The sequence below is a fragment of the Pseudomonas soli genome, from assembly GCF_900110655.1.
GTDB classification, from domain to species: Bacteria; Pseudomonadota; Gammaproteobacteria; order Pseudomonadales; family Pseudomonadaceae; genus Aquipseudomonas; species Aquipseudomonas soli.
Map to the genome: position 1 here is coordinate 141,879 of NZ_FOEQ01000011.1, position 26,287 is coordinate 168,165.

Annotated in this window: 30 protein-coding genes and 1 pseudogene; 15 read left to right on the forward strand and 16 right to left on the reverse strand. The window is 66.3% G+C overall.

Annotated features, from left to right (window positions below):
- Positions 1-8 precede the first annotated feature (8 nt).
- The 3 genes from BMY03_RS21040 to BMY03_RS21050 are packed head-to-tail and all read left to right on the forward strand — an operon-like array spanning position 9 to position 2,654.
- Positions 9-251, forward strand: a complete 243-nt coding sequence (locus tag BMY03_RS21040; RefSeq protein ID WP_094012188.1) for a hypothetical protein — start codon at positions 9-11, stop codon at positions 249-251.
- Positions 248-1,042 (forward strand): exodeoxyribonuclease III, encoded by a 795-nt coding sequence (xth, locus tag BMY03_RS21045; protein ID WP_023631359.1) that lies wholly within the window; start codon positions 248-250, stop codon positions 1,040-1,042. The genes BMY03_RS21040 and xth overlap by 4 nt, the downstream gene beginning before the upstream one ends.
- Before the next feature lie 43 nt (positions 1,043-1,085).
- On the forward strand, positions 1,086-2,654 hold the full coding sequence (locus BMY03_RS21050) for a sensor domain-containing diguanylate cyclase (protein WP_038706106.1): 1,569 nt from the start codon (positions 1,086-1,088) through the stop codon (positions 2,652-2,654).
- 40 nt (positions 2,655-2,694) lie between these two features.
- On the opposite strand, the gene BMY03_RS21055 is transcribed toward BMY03_RS21050, so the two are convergent.
- The 8 genes from BMY03_RS21055 to BMY03_RS21090 form a co-directional block, all read right to left on the reverse strand.
- Complete coding sequence (locus tag BMY03_RS21055; RefSeq protein WP_038706107.1) at positions 2,695-3,654, reverse strand: ribonuclease Z; 960 nt, start codon at positions 3,652-3,654, stop codon at positions 2,695-2,697.
- Positions 3,655-3,785: 131 nt separating this feature from the next.
- Entirely contained in the window at positions 3,786-4,586 is an 801-nt protein-coding gene (hpaI, locus tag BMY03_RS21060; RefSeq protein WP_038706108.1) for a 4-hydroxy-2-oxoheptanedioate aldolase, read from the reverse strand.
- Positions 4,587-4,595: 9 nt separating this feature from the next.
- A complete protein-coding gene (gene hpaH, locus BMY03_RS21065) occupies positions 4,596-5,399 on the reverse strand; it encodes a 2-oxo-hept-4-ene-1,7-dioate hydratase (protein ID WP_094012189.1) in 804 nt (267 codons plus the stop codon).
- Between the two features lie 7 nt (positions 5,400-5,406).
- Positions 5,407-5,817, reverse strand: coding sequence for a 5-carboxymethyl-2-hydroxymuconate Delta-isomerase (locus tag BMY03_RS21070; protein WP_094012190.1), 411 nt, complete (start codon positions 5,815-5,817; stop codon positions 5,407-5,409).
- 11 nt (positions 5,818-5,828) lie between these two features.
- Entirely contained in the window at positions 5,829-6,752 is a 924-nt protein-coding gene (gene hpaD, locus BMY03_RS21075; protein ID WP_094012191.1) for a 3,4-dihydroxyphenylacetate 2,3-dioxygenase, read from the reverse strand.
- A 101-nt stretch (positions 6,753-6,853) separates the two neighbouring features.
- Complete coding sequence (gene hpaE / locus BMY03_RS21080; RefSeq protein ID WP_094012192.1) at positions 6,854-8,314, reverse strand: 5-carboxymethyl-2-hydroxymuconate semialdehyde dehydrogenase; 1,461 nt, start codon at positions 8,312-8,314, stop codon at positions 6,854-6,856.
- Entirely contained in the window at positions 8,311-9,090 is a 780-nt protein-coding gene (locus tag BMY03_RS21085) for a fumarylacetoacetate hydrolase family protein (protein ID WP_094012193.1), read from the reverse strand. The genes hpaE and BMY03_RS21085 overlap by 4 nt, the downstream gene beginning before the upstream one ends.
- Complete coding sequence (locus BMY03_RS21090; protein WP_023631998.1) at positions 9,087-9,761, reverse strand: fumarylacetoacetate hydrolase family protein; 675 nt, start codon at positions 9,759-9,761, stop codon at positions 9,087-9,089. The genes BMY03_RS21085 and BMY03_RS21090 overlap by 4 nt, the downstream gene beginning before the upstream one ends.
- A gap of 162 nt (positions 9,762-9,923) precedes the next feature.
- Between BMY03_RS21090 and hpaA the strand changes: the two genes are divergently transcribed.
- Positions 9,924-10,826 carry a 4-hydroxyphenylacetate catabolism regulatory protein HpaA gene (gene hpaA, locus BMY03_RS21095; protein ID WP_038706110.1) on the forward strand — a complete coding sequence of 301 codons (903 nt, stop codon included), beginning with the start codon at positions 9,924-9,926 and terminating at the stop codon, positions 10,824-10,826.
- A 170-nt stretch (positions 10,827-10,996) separates the two neighbouring features.
- Positions 10,997-11,419 (forward strand): homoprotocatechuate degradation operon regulator HpaR, encoded by a 423-nt coding sequence (gene hpaR, locus BMY03_RS21100; RefSeq protein WP_023632900.1) that lies wholly within the window; start codon positions 10,997-10,999, stop codon positions 11,417-11,419.
- Positions 11,420-11,451: 32 nt separating this feature from the next.
- On the opposite strand, the gene BMY03_RS21105 is transcribed toward hpaR, so the two are convergent.
- Complete coding sequence (locus BMY03_RS21105) at positions 11,452-12,048, reverse strand: TetR/AcrR family transcriptional regulator (RefSeq protein WP_104443898.1); 597 nt, start codon at positions 12,046-12,048, stop codon at positions 11,452-11,454.
- A gap of 5 nt (positions 12,049-12,053) precedes the next feature.
- Complete coding sequence (locus BMY03_RS21110; RefSeq protein ID WP_094012195.1) at positions 12,054-13,262, reverse strand: multidrug effflux MFS transporter; 1,209 nt, start codon at positions 13,260-13,262, stop codon at positions 12,054-12,056.
- A gap of 339 nt (positions 13,263-13,601) precedes the next feature.
- Here BMY03_RS21110 and BMY03_RS27050 point away from each other — a divergent pair.
- From BMY03_RS27050 to ku, 8 genes and pseudogenes are all read left to right on the forward strand, one after another.
- Positions 13,602-13,724 (forward strand): annotated as a pseudogene (locus BMY03_RS27050) (con-10 family general stress protein); the annotation flags it as partial.
- A 59-nt stretch (positions 13,725-13,783) separates the two neighbouring features.
- Positions 13,784-13,963, forward strand: coding sequence for a hypothetical protein (locus BMY03_RS21120; protein WP_094012196.1), 180 nt, complete (start codon positions 13,784-13,786; stop codon positions 13,961-13,963).
- Between the two features lie 15 nt (positions 13,964-13,978).
- Positions 13,979-15,313: an iron-containing redox enzyme family protein gene (locus tag BMY03_RS21125; protein ID WP_094012197.1), complete on the forward strand. Its 1,335-nt coding sequence runs from the start codon at positions 13,979-13,981 to the stop codon at positions 15,311-15,313.
- Positions 15,313-16,269, forward strand: a complete 957-nt coding sequence (locus BMY03_RS21130; RefSeq protein WP_094012213.1) for a methyltransferase — start codon at positions 15,313-15,315, stop codon at positions 16,267-16,269. The genes BMY03_RS21125 and BMY03_RS21130 overlap by 1 nt, the downstream gene beginning before the upstream one ends.
- Positions 16,270-16,273: 4 nt before the next feature.
- Positions 16,274-17,398: a carboxylate-amine ligase gene (locus tag BMY03_RS21135; RefSeq protein ID WP_094012198.1), complete on the forward strand. Its 1,125-nt coding sequence runs from the start codon at positions 16,274-16,276 to the stop codon at positions 17,396-17,398.
- A gap of 142 nt (positions 17,399-17,540) precedes the next feature.
- Positions 17,541-18,446: an SDR family oxidoreductase gene (locus BMY03_RS21140; RefSeq protein WP_023631881.1), complete on the forward strand. Its 906-nt coding sequence runs from the start codon at positions 17,541-17,543 to the stop codon at positions 18,444-18,446.
- Positions 18,447-18,527: 81 nt separating this feature from the next.
- Positions 18,528-18,665: a PSPA7_2676 family Cys-rich small protein gene (locus tag BMY03_RS26430; RefSeq protein ID WP_177182941.1), complete on the forward strand. Its 138-nt coding sequence runs from the start codon at positions 18,528-18,530 to the stop codon at positions 18,663-18,665.
- A gap of 9 nt (positions 18,666-18,674) precedes the next feature.
- Positions 18,675-19,517 carry a non-homologous end joining protein Ku gene (ku, locus tag BMY03_RS21145; protein ID WP_094012199.1) on the forward strand — a complete coding sequence of 281 codons (843 nt, stop codon included), beginning with the start codon at positions 18,675-18,677 and terminating at the stop codon, positions 19,515-19,517.
- A 21-nt stretch (positions 19,518-19,538) separates the two neighbouring features.
- On the opposite strand, the gene BMY03_RS21150 is transcribed toward ku, so the two are convergent.
- The 6 genes from BMY03_RS21150 to ligD are packed head-to-tail and all read right to left on the reverse strand — an operon-like array spanning position 19,539 to position 25,316.
- Positions 19,539-20,201: a glycosyltransferase gene (locus BMY03_RS21150; protein ID WP_094012200.1), complete on the reverse strand. Its 663-nt coding sequence runs from the start codon at positions 20,199-20,201 to the stop codon at positions 19,539-19,541.
- On the reverse strand, positions 20,198-20,797 hold the full coding sequence (locus BMY03_RS21155; RefSeq protein ID WP_038706114.1) for a class I SAM-dependent methyltransferase: 600 nt from the start codon (positions 20,795-20,797) through the stop codon (positions 20,198-20,200). Before BMY03_RS21155 ends, BMY03_RS21150 begins: the two co-directional genes overlap by 4 nt.
- A 10-nt stretch (positions 20,798-20,807) precedes the next feature.
- A complete protein-coding gene (locus tag BMY03_RS21160) occupies positions 20,808-21,563 on the reverse strand; it encodes a PIG-L deacetylase family protein (RefSeq protein WP_038706115.1) in 756 nt (251 codons plus the stop codon).
- Positions 21,560-22,600 (reverse strand): acyl-CoA dehydrogenase family protein, encoded by a 1,041-nt coding sequence (locus BMY03_RS21165; protein ID WP_038706116.1) that lies wholly within the window; start codon positions 22,598-22,600, stop codon positions 21,560-21,562. Before BMY03_RS21165 ends, BMY03_RS21160 begins: the two co-directional genes overlap by 4 nt.
- Positions 22,600-22,845, reverse strand: coding sequence for a hypothetical protein (locus BMY03_RS21170; RefSeq protein WP_094012201.1), 246 nt, complete (start codon positions 22,843-22,845; stop codon positions 22,600-22,602). The genes BMY03_RS21165 and BMY03_RS21170 overlap by 1 nt, the downstream gene beginning before the upstream one ends.
- Positions 22,845-25,316: a DNA ligase D gene (gene ligD, locus BMY03_RS21175; protein ID WP_094012202.1), complete on the reverse strand. Its 2,472-nt coding sequence runs from the start codon at positions 25,314-25,316 to the stop codon at positions 22,845-22,847. The genes BMY03_RS21170 and ligD overlap by 1 nt, the downstream gene beginning before the upstream one ends.
- 156 nt (positions 25,317-25,472) lie before the next feature.
- Here ligD and BMY03_RS21180 point away from each other — a divergent pair, with 156 nt between their 5' ends.
- Both BMY03_RS21180 and BMY03_RS21185 read left to right on the forward strand, forming a co-directional pair.
- Positions 25,473-25,934, forward strand: coding sequence for a phosphotransferase system, HPr-related protein (locus tag BMY03_RS21180; RefSeq protein WP_094012203.1), 462 nt, complete (start codon positions 25,473-25,475; stop codon positions 25,932-25,934).
- Complete coding sequence (locus tag BMY03_RS21185; RefSeq protein ID WP_094012204.1) at positions 25,934-26,164, forward strand: metallothionein; 231 nt, start codon at positions 25,934-25,936, stop codon at positions 26,162-26,164. The genes BMY03_RS21180 and BMY03_RS21185 overlap by 1 nt, the downstream gene beginning before the upstream one ends.
- The last annotated feature ends 123 nt before the right edge of the window (positions 26,165-26,287 follow it).

Genomic DNA, 26,287 nt, shown 5'->3' on the forward strand with positions numbered 1-26,287 from the left:
ACCCGACCATGAGCATCGAACGCAGCATTCCCGAACTCGAGGCCTGGTACGCCCAGTACGACGATGCCAGCTATCGCCGCGAATCGCCCGACGCTTATCACCATGAGCTGCTGCGCACGGCCGAGGCGCTGCGCGATGATGGCGCGATCGACTGGGACGACTGGCTCAGGCTCAAGGAACTGGCAGACCAGGCCCACCTGGGGGCACTGCAAGACGCGGTGCAGGCCCGCGTGGACGACCCCAACGCATGAAAGCGCTGAAGATCACCACGTTCAATGTCAACGGCATCCGCAGTCGCCTCGACAACCTGCTGGCCTGGCTGGCGCGCGAGCAACCCGACATCGTCTGCCTGCAGGAACTCAAGGCCAGCGACGCGCAGTTCCCCCGCGAGGCCATCGAGGCTGCCGGCTACGGCTGTCTGCATTTCGGCCAGGCGTCATGGAACGGTGTCGCCATCCTCGCCCGCGACAGTCAGCCCCTGGAGGTGCGCCGTGGCTTGCCGGGCATGGAGGACGACAGCCAGAGCCGCTATGTCGAGGCGGCGGTGCACGGCGTTCAGGTGGCCTGCCTGTACCTGCCCAATGGCAACCCGCAACCGGGCCCGAAGTTCGCCTACAAGCTGCGCTGGTTCGAAAGCCTGATCGCCCATGCCGACACCCTGCGCGGCGCCGATCACCCAGTGTTGCTGGCGGGGGACTTCAATGTGGTGCCCACCGACCAGGACATCTACAACCCGAAGTCGTGGCTCAAGGACGCGCTGCTGCAGCCCGAGTCACGCGCCTGCTACCAGCGTTTGCTGGAGCAGGGCTGGAGCGATGCGTTGCGGCAGTTGTACCCGCACGAGCGGGTCTACACCTTCTGGGACTATTTCCGTAACCACTGGCCGCGCAACGCCGGGCTGCGCATCGACCACCTGCTGCTCAACCCGGCCCTGGCGCCTTACCTGAAGGACGCAGGGGTCGACGCCTGGGTGCGCAACGAGGCCCACGCCAGCGACCATGCGCCAGTGTGGATCAGTCTCGGCACACGCAAGCGGCGCTGAACTATAGTCATTGGCGGCCAAGGCTCGATGACAAGGGATTTCAATGCGCGTAGTCAGGAAGCAGACCGAGGACGGCCTTTTCCCGGTGACCGGAGAAGGCCGCGCAGTGTCGCTGTTCCGCCTGATGCTCAGTTTCATGGCGGTGGTGATGCTGGCTTTCGTCTTGGTCGAAGGCTGGCGGATCTGGCGCGACTACCGACAAGTGTTTGCCAATGCCGAGAACGCCGTCAGCAACCTGGCCCGCGCAACTGCCCAGCATGCCGAGGATGCCATCCGCCAGGTTGACGCCATCACCGCAGCGCTGGCCGAGCGCCTGGAAGGCGATGGTTTCGACCATGTCGACCGCCCGCGCCTGCATGCATTGCTCAAGCAGCAGGCGCAGATCATGCCGCAGTTGCACGGGCTGTTCGTCTATGGCCCGGACGGTGGCTGGATCGTCACCGACAAGGACGATGTGCCAGCAGGCGCCAACAATGCCGACCGCGACTATTTCATCTATCACCGCACCCATCCCGACCGCCAGGTGCGCATTGGCTCGGTGGTGCGCAGCCGCTCCACCGGCGACCTGATCATCCCCATCTCGCGGCGCCTGGACAATGCCGACGGCGGCTTTGCCGGGGTATTGCTGGGCACCATCAAGGTCGATTGGTTCGTGGGCTACTACGGCGACTTCAAGATCGACGAGCGTGGCGCACTGGTGCTGGCCAAGCGCGACGGCACCATCCTCGTGCGTCGGCCGTTCGTCGAGCAGGTGATTGGCCGCAGCCTTGCGGCCAGCGACATCTTCCGCGAGTACCTGCCCCATGCCAGCGAAGGAGTGGCCGAGGCCGTGGCGGTGGTCGATGGCACGCCGCGCCTGTACGGGTTTCGCTCACTGAGCAGCTATCCACTGGTGGTGGAGGCAGGCTTGTCGCGCGAGTCGATCATCGCGCCGTGGCGCCACGACATGCTCAAGTCGCTGGCCGTGCTGGTGCTGCTGCTTGTCGGCGTGGCTGGGTTTGGCTGGATCGTCCTGCGCCAGTTACGCGAGCGCATCGCCATCGAGCGTGCGCTGCACCAGGCCCACCAGACCCTCAAGGCGCTGGCCCTGACCGACAGCCTGACCGGGCTGGGCAACCGCCGGCGGCTGGATGCGGTGCTGGAACCGGAGATACGTCGGGCGCGGCGCCAGGGCTACGCGTTGGCGCTGGTGATGCTCGACCTGGACTGTTTCAAGGCCTACAACGACCGCTACGGGCATCCAGCCGGCGACCAGTGCCTGCGCCGCTTCGGCGAGCTGTTGCGCCAGGCGCTGAAACGCCCGGGCGACCTGGCGGTGCGTTATGGTGGCGAGGAGTTCACCTTGTTGCTGCCCGACACCGATGCCGCAGGGGCCAGCCAGATCGTGCAGGAGATCCTGCAGTTGCTGCGCCGGCAGGCCATCGAGCACGGTGGCAGTCCGTTCGGCCATGTCACGGCCAGCGCCGGCATCGCTGTGGGTGCGCCGAAGTTGGCGACGGTCACTCCGGAGAACCTGATGGCGGCGGCGGACGCGGCGCTCTACCAGGCCAAGCGGCAGGGGCGCGATCGCTACTGCCTGGCGGCCAGTGTGGAGCAGCATCCGGCGCATTGAAGGCATCGCTCGAGGGCTGTCATGCCAGCAAGGTGCGACGTTACTCCACCTCGACCAGCACTCCGTCACGGCTAATTCGAAAGCGCGCCAGGTCCCGGGCCAGGGTCAGGTGCCCCTTGTAGTGTGCCAGTGCCTCTTCGCGTACCTCCTCGATGGAACCGCCGCGCCCACCGCCTGACTGGTAGCGGGCGCTGAAGTGCGTCAGCACCAGGTTCTTCACCGCCGCCATTTCGGCGAAGCGCGCCACCGCAGCGGCGGTGCTGTGACCGAAGCTGGCCTGGGTGCGTTCGACCACCGGTTGGGTGAAGGTGGCTTCGTGGACCAGCACGTCCACGTTGGCGGCCAGCTCGCTCAACAGCTCAGGACGGTCGTTGTCACCGCAGACGATGATCCGTTGCGCCGGACGCGTCGGTTGCAGATAGGCCTGGGGGTCGATCTGGCGACCTTCGTGCTCGACTGTCCGGCCACGGGCGATCTGCCCCCACAGCGGCCCGGCCGGGATGCCGTCGGCGCGCAGGCGCTCGGTGTCGAGGTGCGGTTGCGGATCGCGTTCCTCGAACACGAAGCCGTAGGAGGGTACCCGGTGCGACAGCTCGACCACGCCTACCTGGATATTGCCGTGGTCCAAGCCACCGAAGGTCTCCAGCGCCTGCATCTGCAACTCGAAGGGCAGGTAGGTGTCGCTCACCACCAGGCTCTGCCGCACCCAGGGATGCAGGTCGGCCGGCATGACCAGCTGCAACGGCTCCTTGCGCCCGGACATACCGGCGCTGGCCAGCAGCCCCGGCAGGCCGAAGCAGTGATCGCCGTGCACATGGGTGATGAAGATGGCGCGCAGATCGCGCACTGACAGCGGGCTGCGCAGCAGCTGGTGTTGGGTGCCTTCGCCGCAATCGACCAGGTACCACCCGTTGCCGGTGGCTTCGATGACCGCGGTCGCGCTGACGTTGCGGGCCTTGGTGGGCACCCCGGAAGAGGTGCCCAGAAACTGCAGGTCCATTGCCTGACTCCTTGATTCGACGTAGTCGCGACCCCGCAGGGCGGGGCGCGCGGAGGCTAGCATGGTGCTGCCGAGCCGGCCAGCAATGCTTTGATCGCCTCAACATCGAGCTTAAGCGCTACAAGGTCAGTCTAGTAGACACCGCCCTGGGCAATGGCGGCGATCCGTTCCTTGAAGGTGCCCGCCAGGACCTGCAAGCCGCGCATCAACACGGTGGTGTCGACGCCGACCGCGACGAACGCCGCGCCCAGTTCGATATAGCGTCGTGCCAGCGTCTCATCGGCGCTGAGGATGCCCGCTGCCTTGCCGGCGCGGGTGATGCGCACGATGGCCTCCTCGATGGCCGCCTGCACCTCGGGATGCCCCGGATTGCCGCGTTGGCCCATGGCGGCGCTGAGGTCGGCGGGGCCTATGAACACGCCATCGACGCCTTCGACGGCGCAGATTGCATCGAGGTTGGCCAGGCCTTCGCAGTTCTCCACCTGCACCAGCAGGCACATCTGGTCGTCGGCCTGGTCCAGGTAGTCGGGGATGCTGTTCCAGCGCGATGCCCGCGCCAAAGCGCTGCCGACACCGCGCACGCCGTGGGGCGGGTAGCGCATCGCCCGCACCAGCTGGCGCGCCTGCTCGGCGCTTTCGACCATGGGTACCAGCAGGGTCTGTGCGCCGATATCGAGCAACTGCTTGATCAGCGCGGTATCGCCGATCACCGGGCGCACGATGGGCTGGGCCGGGTAGGGTGCCACGGCCTGCAACTGGGCGAGCAGGCTGCGCAGGTCGTTGGGCGCGTGCTCGCCGTCGAGCAGCAGCCAGTCGAAGCCGGCGTTGGCCGCCAGCTCCGCGCAATACGGGTCGGCCAGGCCAAGCCACAGGCCGATCTGCGCCTGGCCGCTGCGCAGGCGTTGCTTGAAGGTGTTGATGGGCATGTCCATGGGCGCTCCTCAGACGAAACGGCAGGCGATCGAGCCCAGTTGATCGTAGTCGACGTGGAAGGTGTCGCCGCGGCGAGCTGCCACCGGGCGGGTGAACGAGCCGCCGAGAATGATCTGCCCGGCCAGCAGGCTCACGTCATGCGCGGCCAGCTTGTTGGCCAGCCAGGCCACACCTTTGGCCGGGTGATTAAGCACTGCGGCCGACACCCCGGACTCCTCAATCACACCGTTGCGGTACAGCACCGCCGGCACCTTGCGCAGGTCGATGTCGCCCGGGCGCACAGCACGCCCGCCCATTACCACGCCAGCGTTGGCGGCGTTGTCGGAGATGGTGTCGAACACCTTGCGGGTAGCACCGCTGAGCGGGTCGACCTGTTGGATGCGTGCATCGATGATTTCCAGCGCCGGGATCACCCACTCGGTGGCGTCGAGCACGTCGAACAGGGTCACGTTCGGCCCCTTGAGCGGCTTGCCGAGGATGAACGCCAGTTCCACCTCGACCCGCGGCACGATGAAACGCTCGAAGGGGATGTCGCTGCCCTCGTCGAACAGCATGTCGTCGAGCAGTGCGCCGTAGTCCGGCTCGCTGATGTTCGACGAGACCTGCATGGCCCGGGAGGTCAGGCCGATCTTGTGGCCGACCAGTTGGCGGCCGTCCTCGATCTTCTGTGCCACCCAGGCACGCTGGATGGCGTATGCGTCCTCGATACCGATCGAGGGGTGTTCCAGGGAAAACTGGCCGACCTGTTCGCGGGTCCGCTCGGCCTGGTCGAGGCGGGCGGCGGCTTGCTGGATGATGCGGGCGTCGAGCATGGAGACCTCAGGGCTGGCGGGTGAACAGAGGGTGCAGGCTGCTGTGCTTGGCGTCGTACACCTGGGCCTGGCTTTCGTCGATCTGCAGGGTCACGCCCACCGGGCGACGTTCCAGCAGCATATCCAGGTGCCGGCGCAACACCGCCAGCAGCGCGTCACCGACCTGCTGGTGCACCGCGGCGCTGCGTCCGCCGCCCATGCGCAGGTTGGCGTAGACGAAACCGTAGGCGCCGCGGCCATCGGCGATTGCCGCATGGGCTGCGGGGTAGGCCAGCACACGGGTGCCGCCGGTGGGGAACACCTGGCGATGGTGTTCGTCGTGCTGGGCGAGCATGCAGTCGGCCAGGGCGCGGCACAGGCCGGGCATATTGGCGTCGGCTTCGATATCCGGGCTGTAGAGCAGGACCAGATGGGGCATGGTGGTGCTCCTTACAGGCGGCTTGTGGAGGTGACCCCGGCCGGGTTCGAGGCCTGGGCGGCGGGGATCGTGCTGCCCTCCTGCGGGGTGACCGGGAAAATCGCGTTGATCTGGCCGGTGCCGGAGGAACCGAAATAAGGCGTCACCACCTCGGCCTTGCCGTCGTATCGCGACCAGCCAAGCGCGCCGAGCAACATGGCGGTGTCGTGCATGAAGCCTTCGCCATGGCCCTTGACCGCGTACTCGGGCAGCATCGCGCAGAAGTCGGCCCAGTCCCCGTCCTGCCACATGCGCACCACGCGGTGGTCGAGGGTTTCCAGGAACGGGCTCCAGACCTTGGTGGCAAACTCCGGGGCCTGGCCGTTCTGGGCGAAACGGTGGGACAGCGAGCCGCTGGCCAGGAACGCCACGCTGCCGTCGTAGTGCTCCTCGACCGCCTTGCGCATGGCCCAGCCCAGGCGGGCGCTGTCGTTGAGGTAGTGCGAGGTGCACAGCGCCGAGACCGAGATCACCTTGAAGTGCTGGTCGGTGTTCATGTAGCGCATCGGCACCAGGGTGCCGTATTCAGGCGCCAGCGTGGTGGCGTCGTGGGCCATGGTTTCCACGCCCAGGCGATTGCATTCTTGCGCGAGGATGCGTCCCAGCTCGGGGTTGCCGGGGAAGCCGTAGTTCATGTTGGCGATGAAGTGCGGCAATTCGTTGCTGGTGTACAGGCCTTCGAAGTGCGCGGCGCAGTTGATGTGGTAGTTGGCGTTGACCAGCCAGTGGGTGTCGAACACGACGAGGGTGTCGACGCCCAGTTCGCGGCAGCGCCGGCCGATCTCGAGGTGGCCGTCGATGGCCGCCTGGCGAAAGCCCTGGCGCGGGCCCGGCAGTTCGGACAGGTACATCGACGGCACGTGGGTGATCTTGGCGGCGAGAGCGAGTGTGCCCATGGGAATCTCCTGTGATTGTTGTTATGGCCGCATCGCGGGGCAAGCCCGCTCCCACGCCGATTTGGCACATTGCGTGGGAGCGGGCTTGCCCCGCGATGGCGTCAGACGCCCCAGCGCGGAATGTGATGGCTACCCATGGATATACACACGTTCTTGATCTCGGCGAAGACCTCGAAGCTGTATTGCCCGCCTTCGCGGCCGGTGCCCGAGCCCTTGACGCCGCCGAACGGTTGGCGCAGGTCGCGCACGTTCTGGCTGTTGATGAACACCATCCCCGCCTCGATGCCACGGGCCAGGCGATGGGCCTTGCCGATGTCCTGGGTCCAGATGTAAGAAGCCAGGCCGTACTCGGTGTCGTTGGCCAGTTGCAGCGCCTCGGCCTCGTCCTTGAACGGGATCAGGCACACCACCGGGCCGAAGATCTCTTCCTGGGCGATGCGCATCTTGTTGTTCACATCGGCGAACACCGTCGGCTGGATGAACTGCCCCTTGGCCAGGTGCTCCGGCAATCCAGCCGGGCGCTCCAGGCCACCGGCCAGCAGGCGCGCGCCTTCTTCCAGGCCGATGCGGATATAGCCGGTGACCTTGTCGTAGTGCTGCTGGGTGATCATCGAGCCGACCTGGGTCTTCGGGTCGGTCGGGTCACCGACGATCAGGCGTTTGGCGCGGGCGGCGAACTCGGCGACGAACTGCGGGTACACGCTCTCCTGGATGAAGATGCGGCTGCCGGCGGTGCAGCGCTCGCCGTTGAGCGAGAAGATGGTGAACAAGGCGGCATCCAACGCACGCTCGAGGTCGGCGTCCTCGAAGATCAGTACCGGCGACTTGCCGCCCAGCTCCATCGAGTACTTCTTCAGGCCGGCCGTCTGCATGATCTTCCTGCCGGTGGCGGTGCCACCGGTGAAGGAGATGGCGCGCACGTCCGGGTGACGCACCAGGGCATCGCCGGCTGTGGCGCCGTAGCCCTGGATGACATTGAGTACGCCATTGGGGATGCCGGCCTCGACCGCCAGGCGCCCCAGCTCATTGGCGGTCAGCGGCGACAGCTCGCTCATCTTCAGCACCGCGGTATTGCCCAGGGCCAGGCACGGCGCGGTCTTCCAGGTGGCGGTCATGAACGGTACGTTCCACGGCGACACCAGTGCGCACACGCCTACCGGCTGGTACAAGGTGTAGTTGAGCATCTGGTCGTCCACCGGGTAGCTGTGGCCGTCCATGCGCGTGCACACCTCGGCGAAGAAGTCGAAATTGTGCGAAGCGCGGGGAATCAGCACATTGCGCGTCTGGTGGATCGGCAGGCCGGTGTCCAGGGTTTCCAGCTCGGCCAGCTGCGGCACGTTCTGCTCGATCAGCTCACCCAGGTGGCGCATCAGGCGCGCGCGTTCCTTCGCCGGTGTATTGGCCCATTTCGGGAAGGCTTGCTTGGCCGCGGCCACGGCCAGGGCGACTTCCTCGGCGCCGCCGCTGGCGACTTCGCAGATGGCCTCGCCGGTGGCCGGGTTGTAGTTGACGAAGGTGTCGCGGCTCTCGACTTCGCGGCCATCGATCCAGTGCTTGATCATGCTGTTGCCTCTTGTGCGTTGCGGGCGAAGAACTCGGCTTCGCTGACGATCCGGTTGACCAGGCGGCCGACGCCTTCCACTTCCACCACCACCTCGTCGCCCGGGACCACGTCGGCCAGGCCTTCCGGGGTGCCGGTGGCGATCATGTCGCCGGGTTGCAGGGTCATGAAGCTGGAGAAGTATTCGATCAGGTAGGGGATATCGAAGATCATGTCGGCCGTGGTGCCTTGCTGTTTCAGCTCGCCGTTGATCCACGTACGCAGTGTCAGGTTCGACGGATCCGGCACATCGGCGGCGTCGACGATCCACGGGCCTACCGGGGTGGTGGCGTCACGGTTTTTCACCCGCAGGTTGGGGCGGTAGTAGTTCTCCAGGTAGTCGCGGATGGCGTAGTCGTTGCACACCGTGTAGCCGGCCAGGTAGTCGAGGGCGTCCTCGCGCTTGACGTTGCGCGCCAGCTTGCCGATCACCGCCACCAGTTCGCACTCGTAGTGCATGTACTTGACGTTGTCCGGGCGCCAGCTGACCTGGTTGTGCCCGGTGTAGGTGCCGGGCGACTTGACGAAGGCCAGCGGCTCGGTGGGCGGGGTGAAGGCCAGCTCGGCGGCATGGTCGGCGTAGTTCAGGCCCAGGGCGAACATGCTGCCGGTAGCCGGCGGCAGCCAGGTGACCTGGTCGGCGTCGACTACACGGCCATCGGCCAGGCGCAGTCGCTGGTCGTTTTCGACGGTGACGGTGTGGACCTGGCCGTCGAACTGGATACGGGCGTGCTTCATGGGACGAGTCCTTGTTCGGCGACGATGGGGTTGGTCAGCTGGCCGAAGCCGTCGATCTCGACCGTCACCTGGTCGCCGGGCAGCACATCGACACGGCCTTCCGGGGTGCCGGTGATCAGCACGTCGCCGGCATGCAGGGTCATGAACTCACTGATCTCGGCGATCAGCCGGGCCACGCCGCGCACGCAGTTGGCCGTGTTGTTGTGCTGGCGCAGCTCACCGTTGACCCACAGGCGAATGCCCAGCGCGTCGGGGTTGCCGACCTGCGCGGCCGGTACCAGATGCGGGCCGAACGGGCAGAAGCCGTCGCGGCACTTGGCCTTGACCGCCGGACGGTAGTAGCTGTCTTCGGGCAGGCTGAACTCGTTGACAATGGTGTAGCCCGCCACGTGCTCCAGCGCGTTGTCCAGGCTGACGCGGCTGGCGTCTTTACCAATGACCACGCCCAGGGCAGGGCCCGCTTGCAGGCGTTGGACTGCCGATGGGTAGGTCACCGGCTGGGCGTGCCCATTGCGGGTATTGGGCGTCTTGATAAACAACACCGGTTTGACCGGCGGCTGCTGGTACGGCGCTTCGTGGAAGGACGCCAGATGCTGTTGCAGCAGGCCCTGGTAGTTCAGGGCGACGCCGAACAGGCTGCCGCTGGCGACCTCGTGCAAGGCACGGCTCATGCATTTCTCCTGCGGTGGGCGAAGCGAGCGGGGCGCTTCGTGGTGTTTTTGTTAATGTGTTAACGTTATATTTAATATGTTAACGATCGTCAAGGCATTCGCCCCTGGCCGGTGGTGCTAGGATGATTTCCCCCGGCGCGTTTCACCGCTGCGAGAACAACAATGAAAGAACCACAGCCGATCCCCAACATCAACATCGGTCAGGTCTACGACCAGCGCTACAGCGACAGCGAGGTGCATTACGACCGATTGGGCAACCTGGCCGGTTTCTTCGGCCGCAACATGCCGGTGCACCGCCACGACCGCTTCTTCCAGGTGCACTATGTGAAGACCGGCAGCGTGCGGGTGTATCTGGACGAGCAGCGTTACCACGAGTCGGGGCCGATGTTCTTCCTTACCCCGCCGACCATTCCCCATGCCTTCGTCACCGAGCCTGACGCCGACGGCCATGTGCTGACCGTGCGCCAGCAACTGGTCTGGCAACTGCTGCAGGCCGAGCCTGGGCTGGCGCTCACGCCGCGCCTGCAGCCGGCGTGTGTCGCGCTCGGTCATCTGCAGGGAGCGGCGGCCGAAGAGGTGCGGCGCCTGGAGCAGCTGTTCGACTTGTTGGGCGGTGAACTGGGCCATGGCCAGGCCGGGCAGGGCACTGCGGTGCAGGATCTGGCGCGCCTGGTGATGATCAGCCTGCTGCGCCTGTGCGCCAATTCGCTGGAGGCGACGCCCGCGCGGCACGAGGACCTGCAGCTGTTTCACCGTTTCAACGAATTGATCGAGCGTCACTACCTCGACCACTGGACCCTGCCGGCCTACGCGGCAGCCTTGGGCGTGACTGAGGCGCGCCTGAACGATGTATGCCGGCGCATGGCCGACCTGCCGTCCAAGCGCCTGGTGTTCGAGCGGCTGATGCAGGAGGCGCGGCGCTTGCTGCTGTACACCGGCGGCTCGGCCAACGAGATCTGCTACCGCCTGGGGTTCAAGGACCCGGCGTACTTCAGCCGCTTCTTCCAGCGCCATGCGCAGATGACGCCGGGTGAGTATCGCCAGCGCCAGGCGGGGTTGCGTTGACATGCGGCGACGGGCTCCGGGCGGCTGGCTGTCTGCAGATCGTGCTATGGGGAAGGTAACGCGGGAATGGGTGATTGCCAGGAGCGCTGGTACTTTTCACAGGGCTGGACAGCCCGGGGGAAAATGTATTTCACTTTATTAATATCTTAATAAAACAGCCCTTGATCCTGATGACCCAACCAAGACCCTCCCTGACCTTGACCCTGCTGCAGGCCCGCGAAGCGACCATGGCGTTCTTTCGCCCGGCCCTGAATGCCCACGACCTGACCGAGCAGCAATGGCGGGTGATCCGTATCCTGCGCCAGCAGGGCGAGCTGGAAAGCCACCAGTTGGCCGACCAGGCCTGCATCCTCAAACCGAGCATGAGCGGCGTGCTCAAGCGCCTGGAGCGCGACGGCCTGGTGGCGCGGCGCAAGTCGCCGGAAGACCAGCGGCGCATCTTCATCAGCCTGACCGTGCGTGGGCAGCAGGCGTTTCTGGCGATGAGCGAGGAGATGGAGCGCAACTACCAGGAGATTCAGCGCCAGTTCGGCGCGGACAAGCTGGAGCAGTTGATGGGGTTGTTGAACGAGCTGAAGAAGGTCAGGCCCTGAAATCAATGGGGCCGCACAGCGGCCCCCATGGTCTACTGTCCGGCCAACTGCAGCGAATCATCGAGAATCTTCAGCAACGACGCTGCCCGCCGCGCATACACCGCCGGGGGCGCGTACAGCAGCTCCACATGCAGGCTGTCGATGATCCCCAGGTAGGCATCGCCATACAGCTCCAGCTTGTTGCCATCACTGCGGGCCCAGGCATGCCGGTCGCCCAGGGCCTGGCAGAAGCCCAGGCGGATCCGCTCCAGGTACGCCTCGAAGCCGCTGGTGACGATCGAGCGGATCGGCACCGGCGGCAGGAAGGCACTGCGCAGTACGAAGCGCAGATTGGCCGAGGCCGCGTAGCGCTCGGCCAGGTGCAGCGGATGCCAGTGCCCCGGCGCCTCACGGCCCGCTGCTTCATGGCCGAAGCCCGCCTCGACGTAGGCGGTCTCGTCGGCCAGGGCCCGTTCGAAGGCGCAGACGAACAACGCGTCCTTGTTGGCGAAGTGCGCGTACAGCGAGGCCTTGCGCATGCCCGCCAGGGCGGCGATCTCGCTCAGCGACGAGCCGTCGTAGCCGTGCTCGGCGAAATGCTCCACGGCATGCTCGCAGATGCGCGCGGCGGATGGGGTCAGGGCTTTCAAGGCGGTCACTCCGGGTTGACGCTGCAGGATGAGGCGCTGATTGTCTTTGCCATGGCGGCGCGGGTCAAACCGACGATGACCACGGCCGCCGCCGCCAGCAACCAGGCCCAGGCCAGCGGGCCCAGGGTGGCCAGGTGCCCGGCCAGGGGCGTGGCGCTGGACGAGATCACCAGTTGCAGCGCGCCGAGCAGGGCCGCCGTCGAGCCGACATCGCGCTGCTGCGATGACATCGCCAGGGCCATCAAGGTGGCCTCGCAAACCCCCAGGCCGAACAGCGCCAGTACCACGCCCGCCAGCAGCAGCGGCAGGCCTGCGCCAGACAGGCCGGCAATCACCGCCAGTGCTGCACCGGCACCCATGCACAGCGCCCCCCACCAGGCCACCTGGGCCACGCCGTGCCGGCTGACGCAATAGCCGGAAAGCGCCGCGCCGAGCAGGATGGCAACGCCGCAGCCGCCGAACAGCAGGCCAAAGTGCGTGCTGGAGAGGCCGAAGTGCTGCTGGTACACATAAGCCGAGCCGGCGATGTAGGCGAACAGGAAGAAGAACACCGCCGACAGGGCCAGGGCCGGGCGCAGGAACGCGCCGTCGGCGGCGATACGGCCGTAGGTACGCCATACCGTGGCCGGTGCCAGGCGCACCCGATGCGCTGGCGGCAGGGTCTCACCGAGGGTCATGGCCGAATTGACCAGGGTCAGCAGGCCGAGGCCGGCCAGCACCAGCATGATTGCCCGCCAGCCGTACGCGGCGTCGATTACCCCGCCCAGGGCCGGGGCGAGGATCGGCGCCAGGCCCTCGATGGTCATCAGCAGGGCGAAGATCTGCGCAGCCCGTGCGCCATCGGCGCTGTCGCGGACCATGCTCATGATCACCACCAGCGTCAGCGCGCTGGCCAGGCCCTGCACCAGGCGCGCCAGCAGCAGCGTGTCCAGCGACGGTGCGCCCGCAGCGGCCAGGGAGGCGATGCAGAACACCAGCAGGCCGGCGAGCAGCGGGCGACGCCGCCCCCAGGCATCCACCAGTGGCCCGAACAGCAGCTGCCCGGCGCCCATGGCCATTAGGAACACGGTCAGCGTCAGCTGAACCTGGGTATAGCCGGTGGCGAAGTCGCGGGCCATCTGCGGCAGGCTGGCCAGGTACATGTCGATGGCAGACGGGCCAAGGGCGCCGATCAGGGCGAGGGAGGCGGCGAAGCGCAAATGTGAAGCGGGCATAAGCGAAAGTCCGTGCGAGCAAAATAATAACCTACCGACCGGTAGGTCGGCGAAGTATGCCAGATATCCGCCGGGGGTCAACGCAAAGTCTGTCCAGCGGGGATCCGCTTGCGCCCCAAATACACCGTCGCCGCTTGTTTAGCGCCACCGGTCCGATCCGCTCGGAATAATCCGAATCCCTCTTTATCGCCGCACTCCCAATCCATGTACGGCACCTCGCCGTGCAACCCTTAGCCACACGAGGTTTTTGCAACCATGGCCAACAAAGACAGCAACATGACCGGTCGCCAGGACACCAACAAGCAGGACGCCAACAAGACCGGCAGCCAGGGTGGAACGAAGAACCCAGGCAATTTCGCCAATGACCGCGAAAAAGCGTCCGAAGCCGGTCGCAAGGGCGGGCAGAGCTCCGGCGGCGGCAATCGCCAGAGCGAGTCCGGCCATAAGGGCGGCCGCTCGTAAGTGAGGGCACGCGGTGCCGGGTTCGCCTGGCACCGCGCACACCCCACCAGGAGGTTTCCATGCGTATCGCACCGCTGATTTGCCTGTTGGGTAGCCTGGGCCTGCTGGCCGGTTGCTTCGACCGCGACAACGACCATCCGGCTAAAGACGCCGACCCCAGCAAGCCCTCGCTGCAGATGCAGCAACGTAATCCACCGACTGCCAACCCGACCCCAGAAACCAAGCCACAGAATCCCTAGCGCGAGGTAACCGGCATGGTGGCGATGATCCGCGACAGCGTGCGTTCGCAAACCAAACACGACATGACTGATGATGCGACGCGTCGCTACCAGGCGTTGCTGGCGGGACACGATGCCACCGCCGAGGATTGGTTGGAGGCGCAACTAAGCCGCGTGCGCGACCGCGAGGATGACCTTCCGGAAGACCCTGACCTGTTATCCCAATGGGCTGAACACCATGCGGCAGAGGTCGCTGACGACCATGCGCATTACCTGCGTCAGCGGCGCGAGGGCGCGCCCCGGCGCTACTTCGCCACTCGCGCCCAGGCGTTGTGGTTCCTGCAACAGGTCGCGCCGACCAAAGTGGTCGACGGCGCCTGGTTGCACGGGACCTTGCGGCACTGGCGCGACCCGCGTTACCACGGGTTGATCCGCACCTTTCTCGAAGAACTGGGTGACGGTGACCCACGCTGCAACCATGTGCTGATCTACCAGCGCCTGCTCAGCCGCCTGGGGTGCCTGCAAGGGCTGCCATTGGAGCCCTCGCGTTTCGTGCAGGGCTCGGTGCAATTGGCTCTCGGTCAGCACTGCGAGCGCTTCCTGCCCGAGGTGATCGGTTACAACCTGGGATATGAGCAGCCGCCGCTGCACCTGCTGATCACTACCCATGAGCTGGCCGAACTGGGTATCGACGCCCATTACTTCCAGTTGCACGTGACCATCGACAACGCCGCCAGCGGCCATGCCCGGCGTTCGCTGGAAAGCCTGCGGCTGTTGGCGCCGGCAGGGGATGAAGATTTCTATGCGCGTGTCAGGCACGGCTACCGGCTTAACGACCTGGGCATGGACACGCCTTCGCTGATCGCCAGCTTCGACCTGCAGGGCGAACTGCTCTGCGCGCTGGAGCGCAAGCGCGTGTTCGGGCAGTGCATGCACTCCGATCGCTGCCGTTTGCAAGGACGCACCATCAACCAATGGCTTGCCGAGCCGGGAGCGATGGCCGGGTTCCTCGAGGCCCTGCAGACCCAGGGGTGGATCAAGCGTGACAGTGACCCGGCGCAGAGCCGTTTCTGGACACTGATCGACGGCCCCGGCGCGGCAATGTTCGGCGTGTTCAGCGCCTACGAGAAACAGCTTTGGCACGATTGGATCGCCGGAACCTGGCAAGGGCCTCTGCCTCGCCGCGTGCCGCCCGGGCAATGGGAACAGGCGTTGGCCCTGCAGGCGGAGGCGCCCGGCCGGGCTCAGGCCTCGGAGATCGCCACGTTGATCGAGGCCATGGCCGGTAACCGGCACGCCGAACCCACGGGCCTGCGTGCCACACGCGACTACATCGCTGCCACCGGGCTGTTTCAGGGAGGGCCGCGATGATGCAACTCGACCAGAAGCAGACCCGTGCCGACGAGGCTTTGTTGCAACTCGGCCGCAGGCTGCATGCCGACGGCTACCGTTTCACCTGCGTCACCCCGGCGACCCAGGCGCGGGTCAATGCCCGACCTCAGGCCCGGCGCGCGTGCACGCTGCGGGATGTGTTCGGCTGGAGCCGGCCGTTCCCGGCTTCGCTGATCAGTGCCGACGAGCTGGAACAACTGGGCGCGGCCGACGTGCTGGAGGCGCACGGCGAGCTGTGGCGCAGCCGGGTGCGTTGGTCGAGCCTGGGTGACCTGTTGCTGGTGCATTCGGCCTGGCCGACGGACAGCAGCGACGCGGTATTCTTCGGGCCGGACAGCTACCGCTTCGCCCAGCTGATCGAGGATCACCTGCGGCTCAGCCCTCGGCGCGTGCAGCACGCTGTCGATATTGGCTGCGGCAGCGGCATCGGCGCTTTGCTGATTGCCCGCGCCGCGCGCCATGCCCAGGTCAGCGCGCTGGACATAAATCCGCTGGCGCTGCGCTACACCGCCGTCAACGCCGCCCTGGCCGGGCTGGCCAATGTGTCGGTCGAGCCCAGCGACCTGCTCACGGGCATCACCGGCACCTTCGACCTGATCGTCGCCAACCCGCCCTACATGCTCGATGCCTGCCAGCGCGTCTACCGCCACGGCGGCGGGACGCTCGGCGCCGACTTGTCGCTGCGAATCGTCGAGCAGGCCTGTGAGCGCCTGACACCGGGCGGCACATTGCTGCTGTACACCGGGGTGGCGATCGTCGAAGGGCGCGATGCGTTGCTCGAAGCGGTCCGCCTGCGCCTGGCCGGCCCTGACTTGAGCTGGCACTACCGGGAGCTGGACCCGGATGTGTTCGGCGAGCAGTTGCTCGAGCCCGGCTATGAACAGGTCGAGCGCATTGCCGCCGTGGCCCTGACTGTCACCCGCCGCGGCGGATGAGCGCATGGGGCGGCCCTGCACGTTCGGCATCGAGGAGGAGTACCTGCTGGTGGCGCTGGACAGCGGCCGGGTGCTGTCCTCGCCGTCGGCGGCACTGACCCGCCTGTGCCGTAAGGTGCTGGGGGCGTGTTTCGCCGAAGAGATGTTCCGCAGCCAGATCGAGCTGGCCTCGCCGGTATTCGAGACGCTGCACCAAGCCCGCGCTTTCCTCAGCGAGCAACGCCAGCGCCTGAGTCAGGCGCTGGCCGCCGAGGGAGCGGGCCTGTACTGCGCGGCAAGCCACCCCAGCGCCCAGTGGTTGCGCCAGCATCCACGCACAACCCCGCACTTTCGCCAGTTGTTCGACGACTACCGGCTGGTGGCCCGGCGCAGCCTGTTGAACGGCCTGCACGTGCATGTCGGGGTGCCACCGGGCCTGGATCGCATGCAGGTGATCAACCGGGTGCTGTACTGGTTGCCCTTGCTGTTGTCGCTCAGCACCTCGTCGCCCTACTGGGGCGGCCAGGACACCGGCTACATGAGCTACCGCCGCGTGGTGTGCGGGGAATGGCCGCATATGGGCCTGCCGGAACCGCTGCCGGACTGGAGCGCCTACGAGCGTTATCGGGCGCTGTTGCAACGCAGCGGCACGTTGGCCGAGGACGGCGACTTCTGGTGGGCGATCAGACCTTCGCGGCGCTTTCCGACCGTCGAACTGCGCATCTGCGACAGCTGTCCGCGGCTGGAGGATGCCTTGGCCATTGCCGGCCTGTTTCGCCATCTCGTCGAGCATGCGCTGGGGCGGCACGCTGGCGCCGCCAGCCGGGAAATGCGCTGGATCACCCAGGAGAACTACTGGCGCGCCATGCGTCATGGACGCCTTGCCACCTTCATTGGCGTGCATGAACAGCAACCGGTGAGTGCCGAAGTCTGGCTGACACAATTGCAGGCGCAATGCCCGGCCGACACTGCCGATGCCGAGTGTTCTTTCCTGCACGCCCGGCGCATCCTGCGCGAAGGCAGCAGTGCCGATCGCCAGCGCCAGGCCTATGGGTTGGCCCGCGAGCAAGGCCTGGATGAGCGTTTGGCAATGCGCAGCGTGGTCAGGCAGGTGATGGACGACCATCTGTCGGCGCCGGGTTCAGCTTGAGCAAACCATCCATCAGCCGGTTGCCTCGAAACTTGTGTGGTCCTCGTGCGGTGCCAGACGGCTTCCACGTCGAGAACAGGACCTGTATGCGGGCTTGCCCGCGCCAGACCTTACGCAGCCATTACCCGAAGGAGTCCAGCCGATGCCCCGCAAGCCCCAGGACCAGTTCACCCTACAGAACCCCCTGACCCAATATCCGCATCCGCCATTCCCCGCCCAGCATCAACCCGCCCCAGGCCTGGATGCGCACATGCAACCCAAGCCCGACCACGGCGAAACCACCTACAAGGGCTTTGGCCGCCTGGTCGGCCGGCGCGCCCTGATCACCGGCGCCGATTCGGGTATCGGCCGGGCCGTGGCCATTGCCTTCGCCCGGGAGGGCGCCGACATCGCCCTCAATTATTTGCCGACCGAGGAGCGTGATGCCCGCGAAGTGGTGCAGCTTATCGAGGCCGAGGGCCGCAAGGCCGTAGCGTTGCCCGGCGACCTGAAGGATCCGCGCTTCTGCAGCCAGTTGGTCGACCAGGCCCACGAGCGGCTCGGCGGACTCGATATCCTGGTCAACGTCGCCGGCAAGCAGGAAGCGCGCAAGGACATCGGGCAGATCAGCCACGAGCAATTCGACCATACGCTCAAGACCAACGTCTACGCGTTGTTCTGGCTTTGCCAGGCTGCCGTGCCGTTGATGCCGGCCGGGGCGACCATCATCAATACCGCGTCGATCCAGTCCTATCAGCCATCGGCCACGCTGCTCGACTACGCCACCACCAAGGCCGCCATCGTCGCCTTCACCAAGGCCCTGGCCAAGCAGGTGATCGAGCGCGGCATCCGGGTCAACGCGGTGGCCCCCGGGCCGATCTGGACCGTGCTGCAGCCCAGTGGCGGCCAGCCACCGGAGAAGATCCCCGACTTCGGCGGGCACACGCCGATGAAGCGCCCGGGCCAGCCCGCCGAGTGCGCGCCGTTGTACGTGCTGTTGGCCAGCCAGGAGTCGAGCTACATCACCGGCGAGATTTTTGGCGTCACCGGGGGCAATCCGCTGCCGTAGGGCAAAGCCGAATAAACCTTCCGCGCGCCGCGCAGTCAGTTCTAGTAAGCGCCCCGTCGAAGTGGGCCAGGGAGGTGGCTGATGAAACTCGTCTGCCTGCTGCGTGGCTGCCAATGGCGCAGCCAGTTGATCCGTGAAGTCGCCGGTCTGCAATGCCAGTGCTGCGAACGCTGTGGCGCGTTGCGCTACAGCCAGCCCGGCCTGTCCTCGAACGCATAGGAGCCAGCCATGGCCAGGGCTATCTGGAAAGGCGCGATCAGTTTCGGGCTCGTACACATCCCGGTGTCCCTCAACACCGCCGTGCGCAGTGAGCGAGTGGATTTCGACTGGCTGGACAAACGCAGCATGGAGCCGGTCGGCTACAAGCGGGTGAACAAGGTCACCGGCAAGGAAATCGACAAGGAAAACATCGTCAAGGGCGTGGAGTACGAGAAGGGCCGCTACGTGGTGATCAGCGAGGAGGAAATCCGCAAGGCCCGGCCCGAGGCGACCCAGACAATCGATATCTTCTCGTTCGTCGAAGCCGGGGAAATCCCCCTGCAACAGTTCGATACGCCGTATTACCTGAGCCCGGACCGCCGGGGCGGCAAGGTCTACGCCTTGCTGCGCGAGACCCTGGCCAGCACCGGCAAGGTGGCCCTGGCCACGGTGGTGCTGCACACCCGCCAGCACCTTGCGCTGCTGCGCCCGCTCGACGAAGCGCTGGTGATGATCACCCTGCGCTGGCCGGAGGAGGTGCGAGGGCTGGAGACCTTGGAGCTGGACAAGAGCGTGACCGACAGCAAGGTCGACAAGCGCGAGCTGGACATGGCCAAGCGCCTAGTCGAGGACATGAGCGGGCCGTGGAAGCCCGATGACTACCACGACGCGTTCCGCCAGACCATCCTTGATCTGGTCGAGGAGAAGGCCAGCAAGGGCAAGATCAAGACCGTGGAAAAAGGCGAGGGCGCCACGACGGAGAAGGGCGCGGACATCATCGACCTTACCGAGCTGCTCAAGCGCAGCCTGGGTGGCGGTGGCAAGAGCAAGGCGAAAAAGCCTGCGCCGAAACGCCCACGCAAGGCGTCGTGATCCTGCGGAGTGTCCAGGTCTCTATGGGATCTGGCCTTCCAGGCCACCGAGGTAATCCCCGAATCCCTGCCGCGCCCGGCTGTCCCCGCGGCTGCTGGTCGCCACGCTGTGCCTGGCGGTCCAGACGATCTGCGCGCCGATGGCTTCCAGCGCCAGTACCAGTTGCACATCCTCGTGGGCCGGCAACGGCTGGAAACCGCCGACCTTGGCATAGGCCTTGGCGCACACCCCAAGGTTGGCGCCGTGGATATGCCGATGGCCTTCCGTTGCCTGGTAGCGGCTGTGGTATAGCTGACGCAAGGCGGCACCCTGCCAGGGTTGCCAGCGCTCGATATGCACCGTGCCGCACACCGCGTCGGCATGCCATTGCAACTGCGACAGCAGCCAGTGGCCAGGCACGCGGCTGTCAGCGTCGGTGAACGCCAACCACTGGGCGCCGCGCTCGATCATCCAGGCCGCCCCCAGGCGGCGGGCAATGCCGACATTGCCGGCTTCCAGCGCCAGCGTGTGCACGCCATGGCGCCTGGCGATGCGCGCGCTGGCGTCGGTACAGCGATCGAGCACCACCAGCACCTCGACCTCCAGGCCCGCGGCTTCGGCCCGCGCAGCTGCCACCCGCACGGCCTTCAGGCAGTGCCCGAGGCGCCGGGCCTCGTTATGGGCGGGAATGATCACCGCGATCATGGGCAGGTCTCGTCCAGGTCGACCACCCGGGGCTGGCACGACCAGTACTCGAGCAGGAAGTCCGCCTCCTCATGGCGCAACTGCGGATACAGCGGCAGGTGCCTGGCCAGCAGGGCGTGCACTTGGCCGCCGTCCTGCGGGCAACCGGCAATCGGATGGCGCCAGTGACAGGCCAGCAGTCCGCCGTCGCCGGCCAGGCAGGCCACGGACTGTTCGATCACCTGCAACCAGTCGGTGGGGTCTAGGTAGTAGCCGATCTCGCTGAGCACGATCAGGTCGAACTGCCCGCCCGGCCAATCGCCCGGCAGGTGCCCCTGTTCGACGCGGGCATGGTCGACCCCCGCCAGGCGTTGTCGGGCCAGCCTCACGGCAGTGGCGTCGATGTCCTGGCACAGCAGGCTGGCGCAGCGCTCGGCCAGCAGCACGCTCAGTTCGCCATTGGCGCAGGCCGGCTCGAACACCCGGCCGTAGCACTGGCTGGGCAGGCTGGCCATCACCAGGTCGCGCTTGCGGCGTTCGTACCAGCGGGTGCGAAAGGCCCATGGATCGTCGTTGCCGGCATACAGGTCGGCGAAATACTGCGCGTCGAGGCTCATGGCAACTCCATTACAGGAAGATCAGTTCGAAAGGCTGCAACAGGCAGGTCTGCAGGGTGACGGGCAGCACCGGAGGGTGCTCGCCGTCTGGCTGCAACTGGCTGGCGTGGGCGGCCAGGGCCTGGCGTTTGCGCGCCAGGCGGGTGTCGTCGAGCTGTACCCGATGGGCCTGGGGCCAGGGCAGGCGCGGGTCATCGGGCGTCGCCCAATGCCACGCCCACACCGGCGCCTCGGCCAGTTGCACCCGGCGGGCCTGGGCCGCCTGGGCAGCGGCGCGGCCGGCCGCTTCGTGGTCGCAGTGGCCGTCACCGCGCCAGGTAGTCAGCAATAGGTCGTCCGGTTCAAGCAGTTGCTCCAGGTAGTTGGCCAAAAACGCTTCGTCGCGGGGCAGGGCGCCGTCCTTGAGGTTCAGGCGCCGCCAGTCCAGGCGGTTGAGGTCCAGATCCAGCTGTTGCAGGGCGTGCCGGCTTTCCTGGGGGCGCTGGTGGCGCAGGCGGTGCTCGGTCCAGTGGGCGGAATGGGGATGGCTGCCTTCGCCGTTGGTGGCGGAAATCAGCAGCAGGTCCTGCTCGCGCCCATGGAAACCGGCCAGCAGTCCGCCGGCCATGAGGATTTCATCGTCCGGGTGGGGAGCCAGCAATACCAGGCGCCGGCCGGGGGGACAGAGCTGTTCGGGCTTGAGCCACCTGGCGCGGGCCAGGTGCGCGGATTGTTGCCAGTCGCGCCAAGGGGTGCCGGCAGCCGCCTGGATACGGTTCTCGCTCATAGCTGCCAGGCTCCCGCCGGCATGCCGGTCACCTGCCTGCCGAGTTCGGCCAGGTCGCGTTCGGCATGGCTCTGGCGCAGGTACACCGGCAGGTCGGCGCTGAGCCGGGCGAAATGGCTGCTGCGGCAGAAGGGCGTGGCACCCAGCGCCCTGCCGACATGGCGGATCACCTGCTCGACGGCCTGTTCGACCTGGGCGCGGGCGCGGCGCACTTCGAAGCTGGCGTCGGCATGGGGCTGCTGGTCGATCCAGGCGGCGCATTCGCGAAGGGCGGCGCGGGCGCCGTACAAGGCGGCGTCCACCGCCCCCAGATGGGCATCGGCGTGTGGGTCGGGCCGAGGCATGCGGCAATGCTCGCGCAGGTAGTCGGCCAGGGCCTCGGCCGCGCCATACCAGCAGGCGGCTATACCGGCGCCGCCATGCCAGAATCCGGGACGAGCGAGGTACTGGCCGGGCAGGCCGATGGCCAGCCCGGGCGTGTCGTCGAATTCGATGCTGACGCTGGTGGTGGTGGCCATGCCCACCGCCTGCCACTGGTCGGCCTGGATGCGCTGGCTGGGGTGCGACAACTCGATGGCCACCAGCTGCGGCTGGTCATTCTCCCAGGCAGTGATCAGTGCCCGGTCGATCTGCAGCGCACCCGAGCACCAGGCCTTGCGCCCTTGCAGGCGCACCTGCCCGTCGTGCCGCTCGACGATGCGGGCACGGGCATCCGGCGGCTCGGCGGCCCACACGCCCCAGATCCCCTCCTGGGCATGATGGGCGGCGCCGCATTCGGCGAGGATCGCCAAGGCATCGGTATGGCCTTCATAGAGCTTGGCCAGGGTCAGGTCGCAACCGGCGACCCGCGCGAGCGTCTGCCAGCGCTTGAGGGTCTGGCCCTGGCCGGGCAGGGGCAACAGGTCGAGGTGGTCGGCCTGCATGGCCTGCAGCAGCTCCGGCAGCAAGGTGTCGAGGTCGATGGCCTGCGGGCGGGCGCCGAAGCGGCGCAGCAGGCGGTCGAGATTGGTCAGGTCGAAGTCCTGGACGATGCTCATCAACTTGGCTCCCCTTGGAGGTTTTTCTTCCAGCCACGCAGGTTCATGGCGCAAAGGCAGAATTGCAGGACGATCAGCGCCCAGGCCTGGATGTACCAACCCCACAGCGTCCACAGCAGGTTGCTGGCGATGAAGCAGCAGAAGCCGATGCGGCGCCGGCACGGGCGTTGCGAGCCGATGCACCAGGCTGCCACCACGGTCAGCAGCATGGCGGGCCATTGCAACAGGTCGAGCACGCGCTCCATCAGGCGATTCCCAGCTGCTTGCGCATGCGCACGGTGATGGACTGCCGGGTCTTGGCCATGTCCGCCCAAGGGTCGTCCACCTCGGCCAGCCGCGCCTGCAGGTTACCGATGTGCCACTGGTTGGCGCCCTTGAGCTGGGTCAGCTCTTCGCGCCAGATCGGCACCGAAACCGGCAGGCCTTCACGGGCACGCAGCGAATACGCCGCGACCGTGGTCGCGCCCTTGCCGTTGCGCAGGTAGTCGATGAAGATCCGCCCGACCCGGTTCCTGGGCCCGGAGACGGCACTGAGCCGATCCGGGAACAGGCCCGCCATATGCTCGACGAGGGCATGACTGAAGTCTTTCACTTCATCCCAACCGGCGCGACGGGTCAGTGGCACCACCAGGTGCATGCCCTTGCCGCCGCTGGTCTTGAGAAACACCTTCAGGCCCAGTTCATCGAGCAGGGTGAGGGTCAGTTGGGTCGCTTCGAGCATGGCTTTCCAGGGCAGTGCCGGATCTGGGTCGAGGTCGAGGACGAAGCGGTCGGGCTTGTCGAAATCCTTGTCGGTGGCATTCCAGGTGTGCAGTTCGAGCATGTTCATCTGCACCGCGCCCAGCAGGCTGTCAGCGCGGTTGAGCACCATCGCCGCCTGGCCGGCTTGCGCCTTGCTGTAGCTGCGCACCGCGGGGATGTGCAGCTGGCCGGCGTTCTTCTGGAAGAACAGCTCGCCACCCAGTCCGTCCGGTGCGCGTACCAGCGCCACGGGGCGGTCCTTGAGTTGCGGCAGCAACCAGTCGGCGACCTGGGCGTAGTACTCGGCGACCTGGCGCTTGGTGCTGCCGGTGCTGGCGTCGACCACGCGGTCGGGGTGGGTCAGGCGCAGGCTGCCGAGGGGCTCGGCGGGTGTCTGCGCGGCGCGCTTGGCGGGCATGGCACGCTCCAGGTCGATGACGGTGGCGGGTTTGTCGTCGCGCAGGCCGTGGAACACCGAGTGGCGCACGATGCCTTCGCGGGTCATCTGGGCGTAGGCGACTTCGGCCAGCAGTTGCGGCTTGAGCCAGTGCACGCCACGGGCCTCGGCGCCACGGGGCGGCTTGGGCAAGGCCGGCTTGTCGACTTCCAGGGGCTTGAGGCGCGCATGCAGGCTGTCCAGCGTGGTGGCGCTGAAACCGGTGCCGACCTTGCCGGCATAGCGCAGCTGGCCGCTGTCGGTGTCGTGCAGGGCCAGCAGCAGGGCGCCGAAGGCATTGCGGCTGCCTTTCGGGTCGGTGTAACCGACGATCACGAACTCCTGGCGCTGCTTGCACTTGAGCTTGATCCAGTCACTGCTGCGCCGGCCCACGTAGGGGCTGTCGGCGCGCTTGCCGATCAGGCCTTCGAGCTTCAGGCGGCAGGCGCTGTCGAGCAGCGAGTCGACCGGCTCGTTGAAGTCGGCGGAGAACTTGAGGAGGTCCGAGGGCGTGTTTTCCAGCAGCCGGGCCAGGGTGGCACGTCGCGCCTGCAGCGGTAGCTGGCGCAGATCCTCGCCACCCAGGTAGGGCAGGTCGAACAGATAATAGGTGATGCGTTCGTCGTGCTCGGTGTCGAAGGCGTTCTGCAAGGCCTGGAAGTCAGCCACACCCTGGTCGTCGACCACCACCATCTCGCCGTCAAGCCACGCCGAATCAAGCTCCAGCGCTTTCAAGGCCTCGACCTGACGCGGCATCTTCGCACTCCAGTCGTGGCCATTGCGGGTGAACAGCCGCACATCCGCGCCTTCGATGCGGGCGAGGATGCGGTAGCCGTCGAACTTGACCTCGTAGTGCCAATCACCACCGGGCGGCGAATCGACCAGGGTGGCCAGTTGCGGCTGGAGCTTGTCCGGCAGGGCGGAGGGGCTGGCCTTGGCCTTGCGTTTGTTGGCAGTTGCTGTTTTCGCAGGGTGGCGCGGCAGCAGGGTACGGTCGCTAAGCACGCTGTTCGGCAAGGCTTCGACGATGCTGTAGTCGGTTTCGCTGCGGGCCTGCGCGTCGTGGGACTTGACCAGCATCCACTGCTCCTTCTTGCCGGCCAGGTGAGTGCGGAACAGGTTCCAGACACCTGACAGCTTCTCGCCCTGCAGGCGAAAACGCAGCTTGCCCTTGGCGTAAGCCACCAGCGGGTCGCCCTCGGGCTCCCAGATACCACGATCCCAGACGATCACGTCACCGGCGCCGTAGTGGCCTTCGGGGATATTGCCTTCGAAATCGGCGTAGTCCAGCGGGTGATCCTCCACATGCACTGCCAGGCGGCGAACCTTGGGATCGAGCGAGGGGCCCTTGGGGATGGCCCAGCTTTTCAAGGTGCCATCGAGTTCCAGGCGAAAGTCGTAGTGCAGGTGGCTGGCGTCGTGTTTCTGGATGCAGAACTGCAAGGCATGGGCTTTGCCCGTGCGGCCGCGTTTGCCGGCAGGTTCGGGCGTGGCGTTGAAGTCGCGCTTGCGCTGGTACTCCTGCAGGGGCTTGGGCATGGCGGGCTCCGGACGGTTCGCGGGGTCTCTAATGTGGGAGGCGAGGGGGGTGGGCGGAGTTCAAAAAAAGCTTTGGCAGGTGCTATCTGCAGAAACTCTGAATCATTGGCTGGCCGGGGCAGTCGACTGGATGAGCCCACAAATCGGAGAGCGATCATGCCCATCCCCGAAGACCCCAAGCCGACGGTCGAGATCGACGACACGCAAGACCGCATGGGCAGTGTCCATGAGCTGGATTTCAGCGAACGCCGCGATGAGCGCCGGGGCCGTATTGGCGACGAGCGACCGGCGCGGGAGGTGGAGGAGGAGTATCCACCGAGACGCGTTGCCGAAAGTGGCATGACCGGTGGCGAGGCGCTGAGTGACAGCCTGCACGAGGACAATGTCACCCTCGATGACCTGAGCCCTGACACGCTGCTGGACGAGACCGGTGCCCGCGATCCGGATGAGCCGGGCATGGCGGGCGGTCCGGCGGACCAGACCCTGCGTCATGTCGAGGCCCACGAGATTGGTGGCGGCATTGGCCTGGACGAGGCCGAACTGGCCCGCTCGGCGCCGTTGGACGGCGAGCCGTGGACCGACGAGGTCACCCCTGAAGACGAGCGGAGAGAACGCTGATGAACGAGCAACGTTGTTCCTGCAACCACTGTTCCTGCACCGTGGATGCCAATGCCGTGGTCCAGGATGGCAAGGCTTACTGCTGCGAAGCGTGTGCGACGGGACACCGTAATGGTGAGCCTTGTCGCATGGGTGATTGCAAATGTGGGGAGGTGAGTCAGCCGAAGGAGAGTAATGTCGATAACGCGTTGGATGAAACTTTCCCGGCGAGTGATCCTAGTTCGCCTTGATATTTTTTTATACAGTAGCCCTGTCGCTAATTAATACGAGGATAGGGCTGCTGCTCAATAAAATCACATGCCTTAATCCACACTAAAACCTTCCGCTCTTGCTCTTGCTCTTGCTCTTGCTCT

What these genes read in the sequence shown, in the direction of transcription:
- BMY03_RS21040 (WP_094012188.1), top strand. Translation starts at nt 9, where the DNA reads ATGAGCATCGAACGCAGCATTCCCGAACTCGAGGCCTGGTACGCCCAG.
- xth (WP_023631359.1), top strand. Translation starts at nt 248, where the DNA reads ATGAAAGCGCTGAAGATCACCACGTTCAATGTCAACGGCATCCGCAGT.
- BMY03_RS21050 (WP_038706106.1), top strand. Translation starts at nt 1,086, where the DNA reads ATGCGCGTAGTCAGGAAGCAGACCGAGGACGGCCTTTTCCCGGTGACC.
- BMY03_RS21055 (WP_038706107.1), bottom strand. Translation starts at nt 3,654, where the DNA reads ATGGACCTGCAGTTTCTGGGCACCTCTTCCGGGGTGCCCACCAAGGCC.
- hpaI (WP_038706108.1), bottom strand. Translation starts at nt 4,586, where the DNA reads ATGGACATGCCCATCAACACCTTCAAGCAACGCCTGCGCAGCGGCCAG.
- hpaH (WP_094012189.1), bottom strand. Translation starts at nt 5,399, where the DNA reads ATGCTCGACGCCCGCATCATCCAGCAAGCCGCCGCCCGCCTCGACCAG.
- BMY03_RS21070 (WP_094012190.1), bottom strand. Translation starts at nt 5,817, where the DNA reads ATGCCCCATCTGGTCCTGCTCTACAGCCCGGATATCGAAGCCGACGCC.
- hpaD (WP_094012191.1), bottom strand. Translation starts at nt 6,752, where the DNA reads ATGGGCACACTCGCTCTCGCCGCCAAGATCACCCACGTGCCGTCGATG.
- hpaE (WP_094012192.1), bottom strand. Translation starts at nt 8,314, where the DNA reads ATGATCAAGCACTGGATCGATGGCCGCGAAGTCGAGAGCCGCGACACC.
- BMY03_RS21085 (WP_094012193.1), bottom strand. Translation starts at nt 9,090, where the DNA reads ATGAAGCACGCCCGTATCCAGTTCGACGGCCAGGTCCACACCGTCACC.
- BMY03_RS21090 (WP_023631998.1), bottom strand. Translation starts at nt 9,761, where the DNA reads ATGAGCCGTGCCTTGCACGAGGTCGCCAGCGGCAGCCTGTTCGGCGTC.
- hpaA (WP_038706110.1), top strand. Translation starts at nt 9,924, where the DNA reads ATGAAAGAACCACAGCCGATCCCCAACATCAACATCGGTCAGGTCTAC.
- hpaR (WP_023632900.1), top strand. Translation starts at nt 10,997, where the DNA reads ATGACCCAACCAAGACCCTCCCTGACCTTGACCCTGCTGCAGGCCCGC.
- BMY03_RS21110 (WP_094012195.1), bottom strand. Translation starts at nt 13,262, where the DNA reads ATGCCCGCTTCACATTTGCGCTTCGCCGCCTCCCTCGCCCTGATCGGC.
- BMY03_RS21120 (WP_094012196.1), top strand. Translation starts at nt 13,784, where the DNA reads ATGCGTATCGCACCGCTGATTTGCCTGTTGGGTAGCCTGGGCCTGCTG.
- BMY03_RS21125 (WP_094012197.1), top strand. Translation starts at nt 13,979, where the DNA reads ATGGTGGCGATGATCCGCGACAGCGTGCGTTCGCAAACCAAACACGAC.
- BMY03_RS21130 (WP_094012213.1), top strand. Translation starts at nt 15,313, where the DNA reads ATGCAACTCGACCAGAAGCAGACCCGTGCCGACGAGGCTTTGTTGCAA.
- BMY03_RS21135 (WP_094012198.1), top strand. Translation starts at nt 16,274, where the DNA reads ATGGGGCGGCCCTGCACGTTCGGCATCGAGGAGGAGTACCTGCTGGTG.
- BMY03_RS21140 (WP_023631881.1), top strand. Translation starts at nt 17,541, where the DNA reads ATGCCCCGCAAGCCCCAGGACCAGTTCACCCTACAGAACCCCCTGACC.
- BMY03_RS26430 (WP_177182941.1), top strand. Translation starts at nt 18,528, where the DNA reads ATGAAACTCGTCTGCCTGCTGCGTGGCTGCCAATGGCGCAGCCAGTTG.
- ku (WP_094012199.1), top strand. Translation starts at nt 18,675, where the DNA reads ATGGCCAGGGCTATCTGGAAAGGCGCGATCAGTTTCGGGCTCGTACAC.
- BMY03_RS21150 (WP_094012200.1), bottom strand. Translation starts at nt 20,201, where the DNA reads ATGATCGCGGTGATCATTCCCGCCCATAACGAGGCCCGGCGCCTCGGG.
- BMY03_RS21155 (WP_038706114.1), bottom strand. Translation starts at nt 20,797, where the DNA reads ATGAGCCTCGACGCGCAGTATTTCGCCGACCTGTATGCCGGCAACGAC.
- BMY03_RS21160 (WP_038706115.1), bottom strand. Translation starts at nt 21,563, where the DNA reads ATGAGCGAGAACCGTATCCAGGCGGCTGCCGGCACCCCTTGGCGCGAC.
- BMY03_RS21165 (WP_038706116.1), bottom strand. Translation starts at nt 22,600, where the DNA reads ATGAGCATCGTCCAGGACTTCGACCTGACCAATCTCGACCGCCTGCTG.
- BMY03_RS21170 (WP_094012201.1), bottom strand. Translation starts at nt 22,845, where the DNA reads ATGGAGCGCGTGCTCGACCTGTTGCAATGGCCCGCCATGCTGCTGACC.
- ligD (WP_094012202.1), bottom strand. Translation starts at nt 25,316, where the DNA reads ATGCCCAAGCCCCTGCAGGAGTACCAGCGCAAGCGCGACTTCAACGCC.
- BMY03_RS21180 (WP_094012203.1), top strand. Translation starts at nt 25,473, where the DNA reads ATGCCCATCCCCGAAGACCCCAAGCCGACGGTCGAGATCGACGACACG.
- BMY03_RS21185 (WP_094012204.1), top strand. Translation starts at nt 25,934, where the DNA reads ATGAACGAGCAACGTTGTTCCTGCAACCACTGTTCCTGCACCGTGGAT.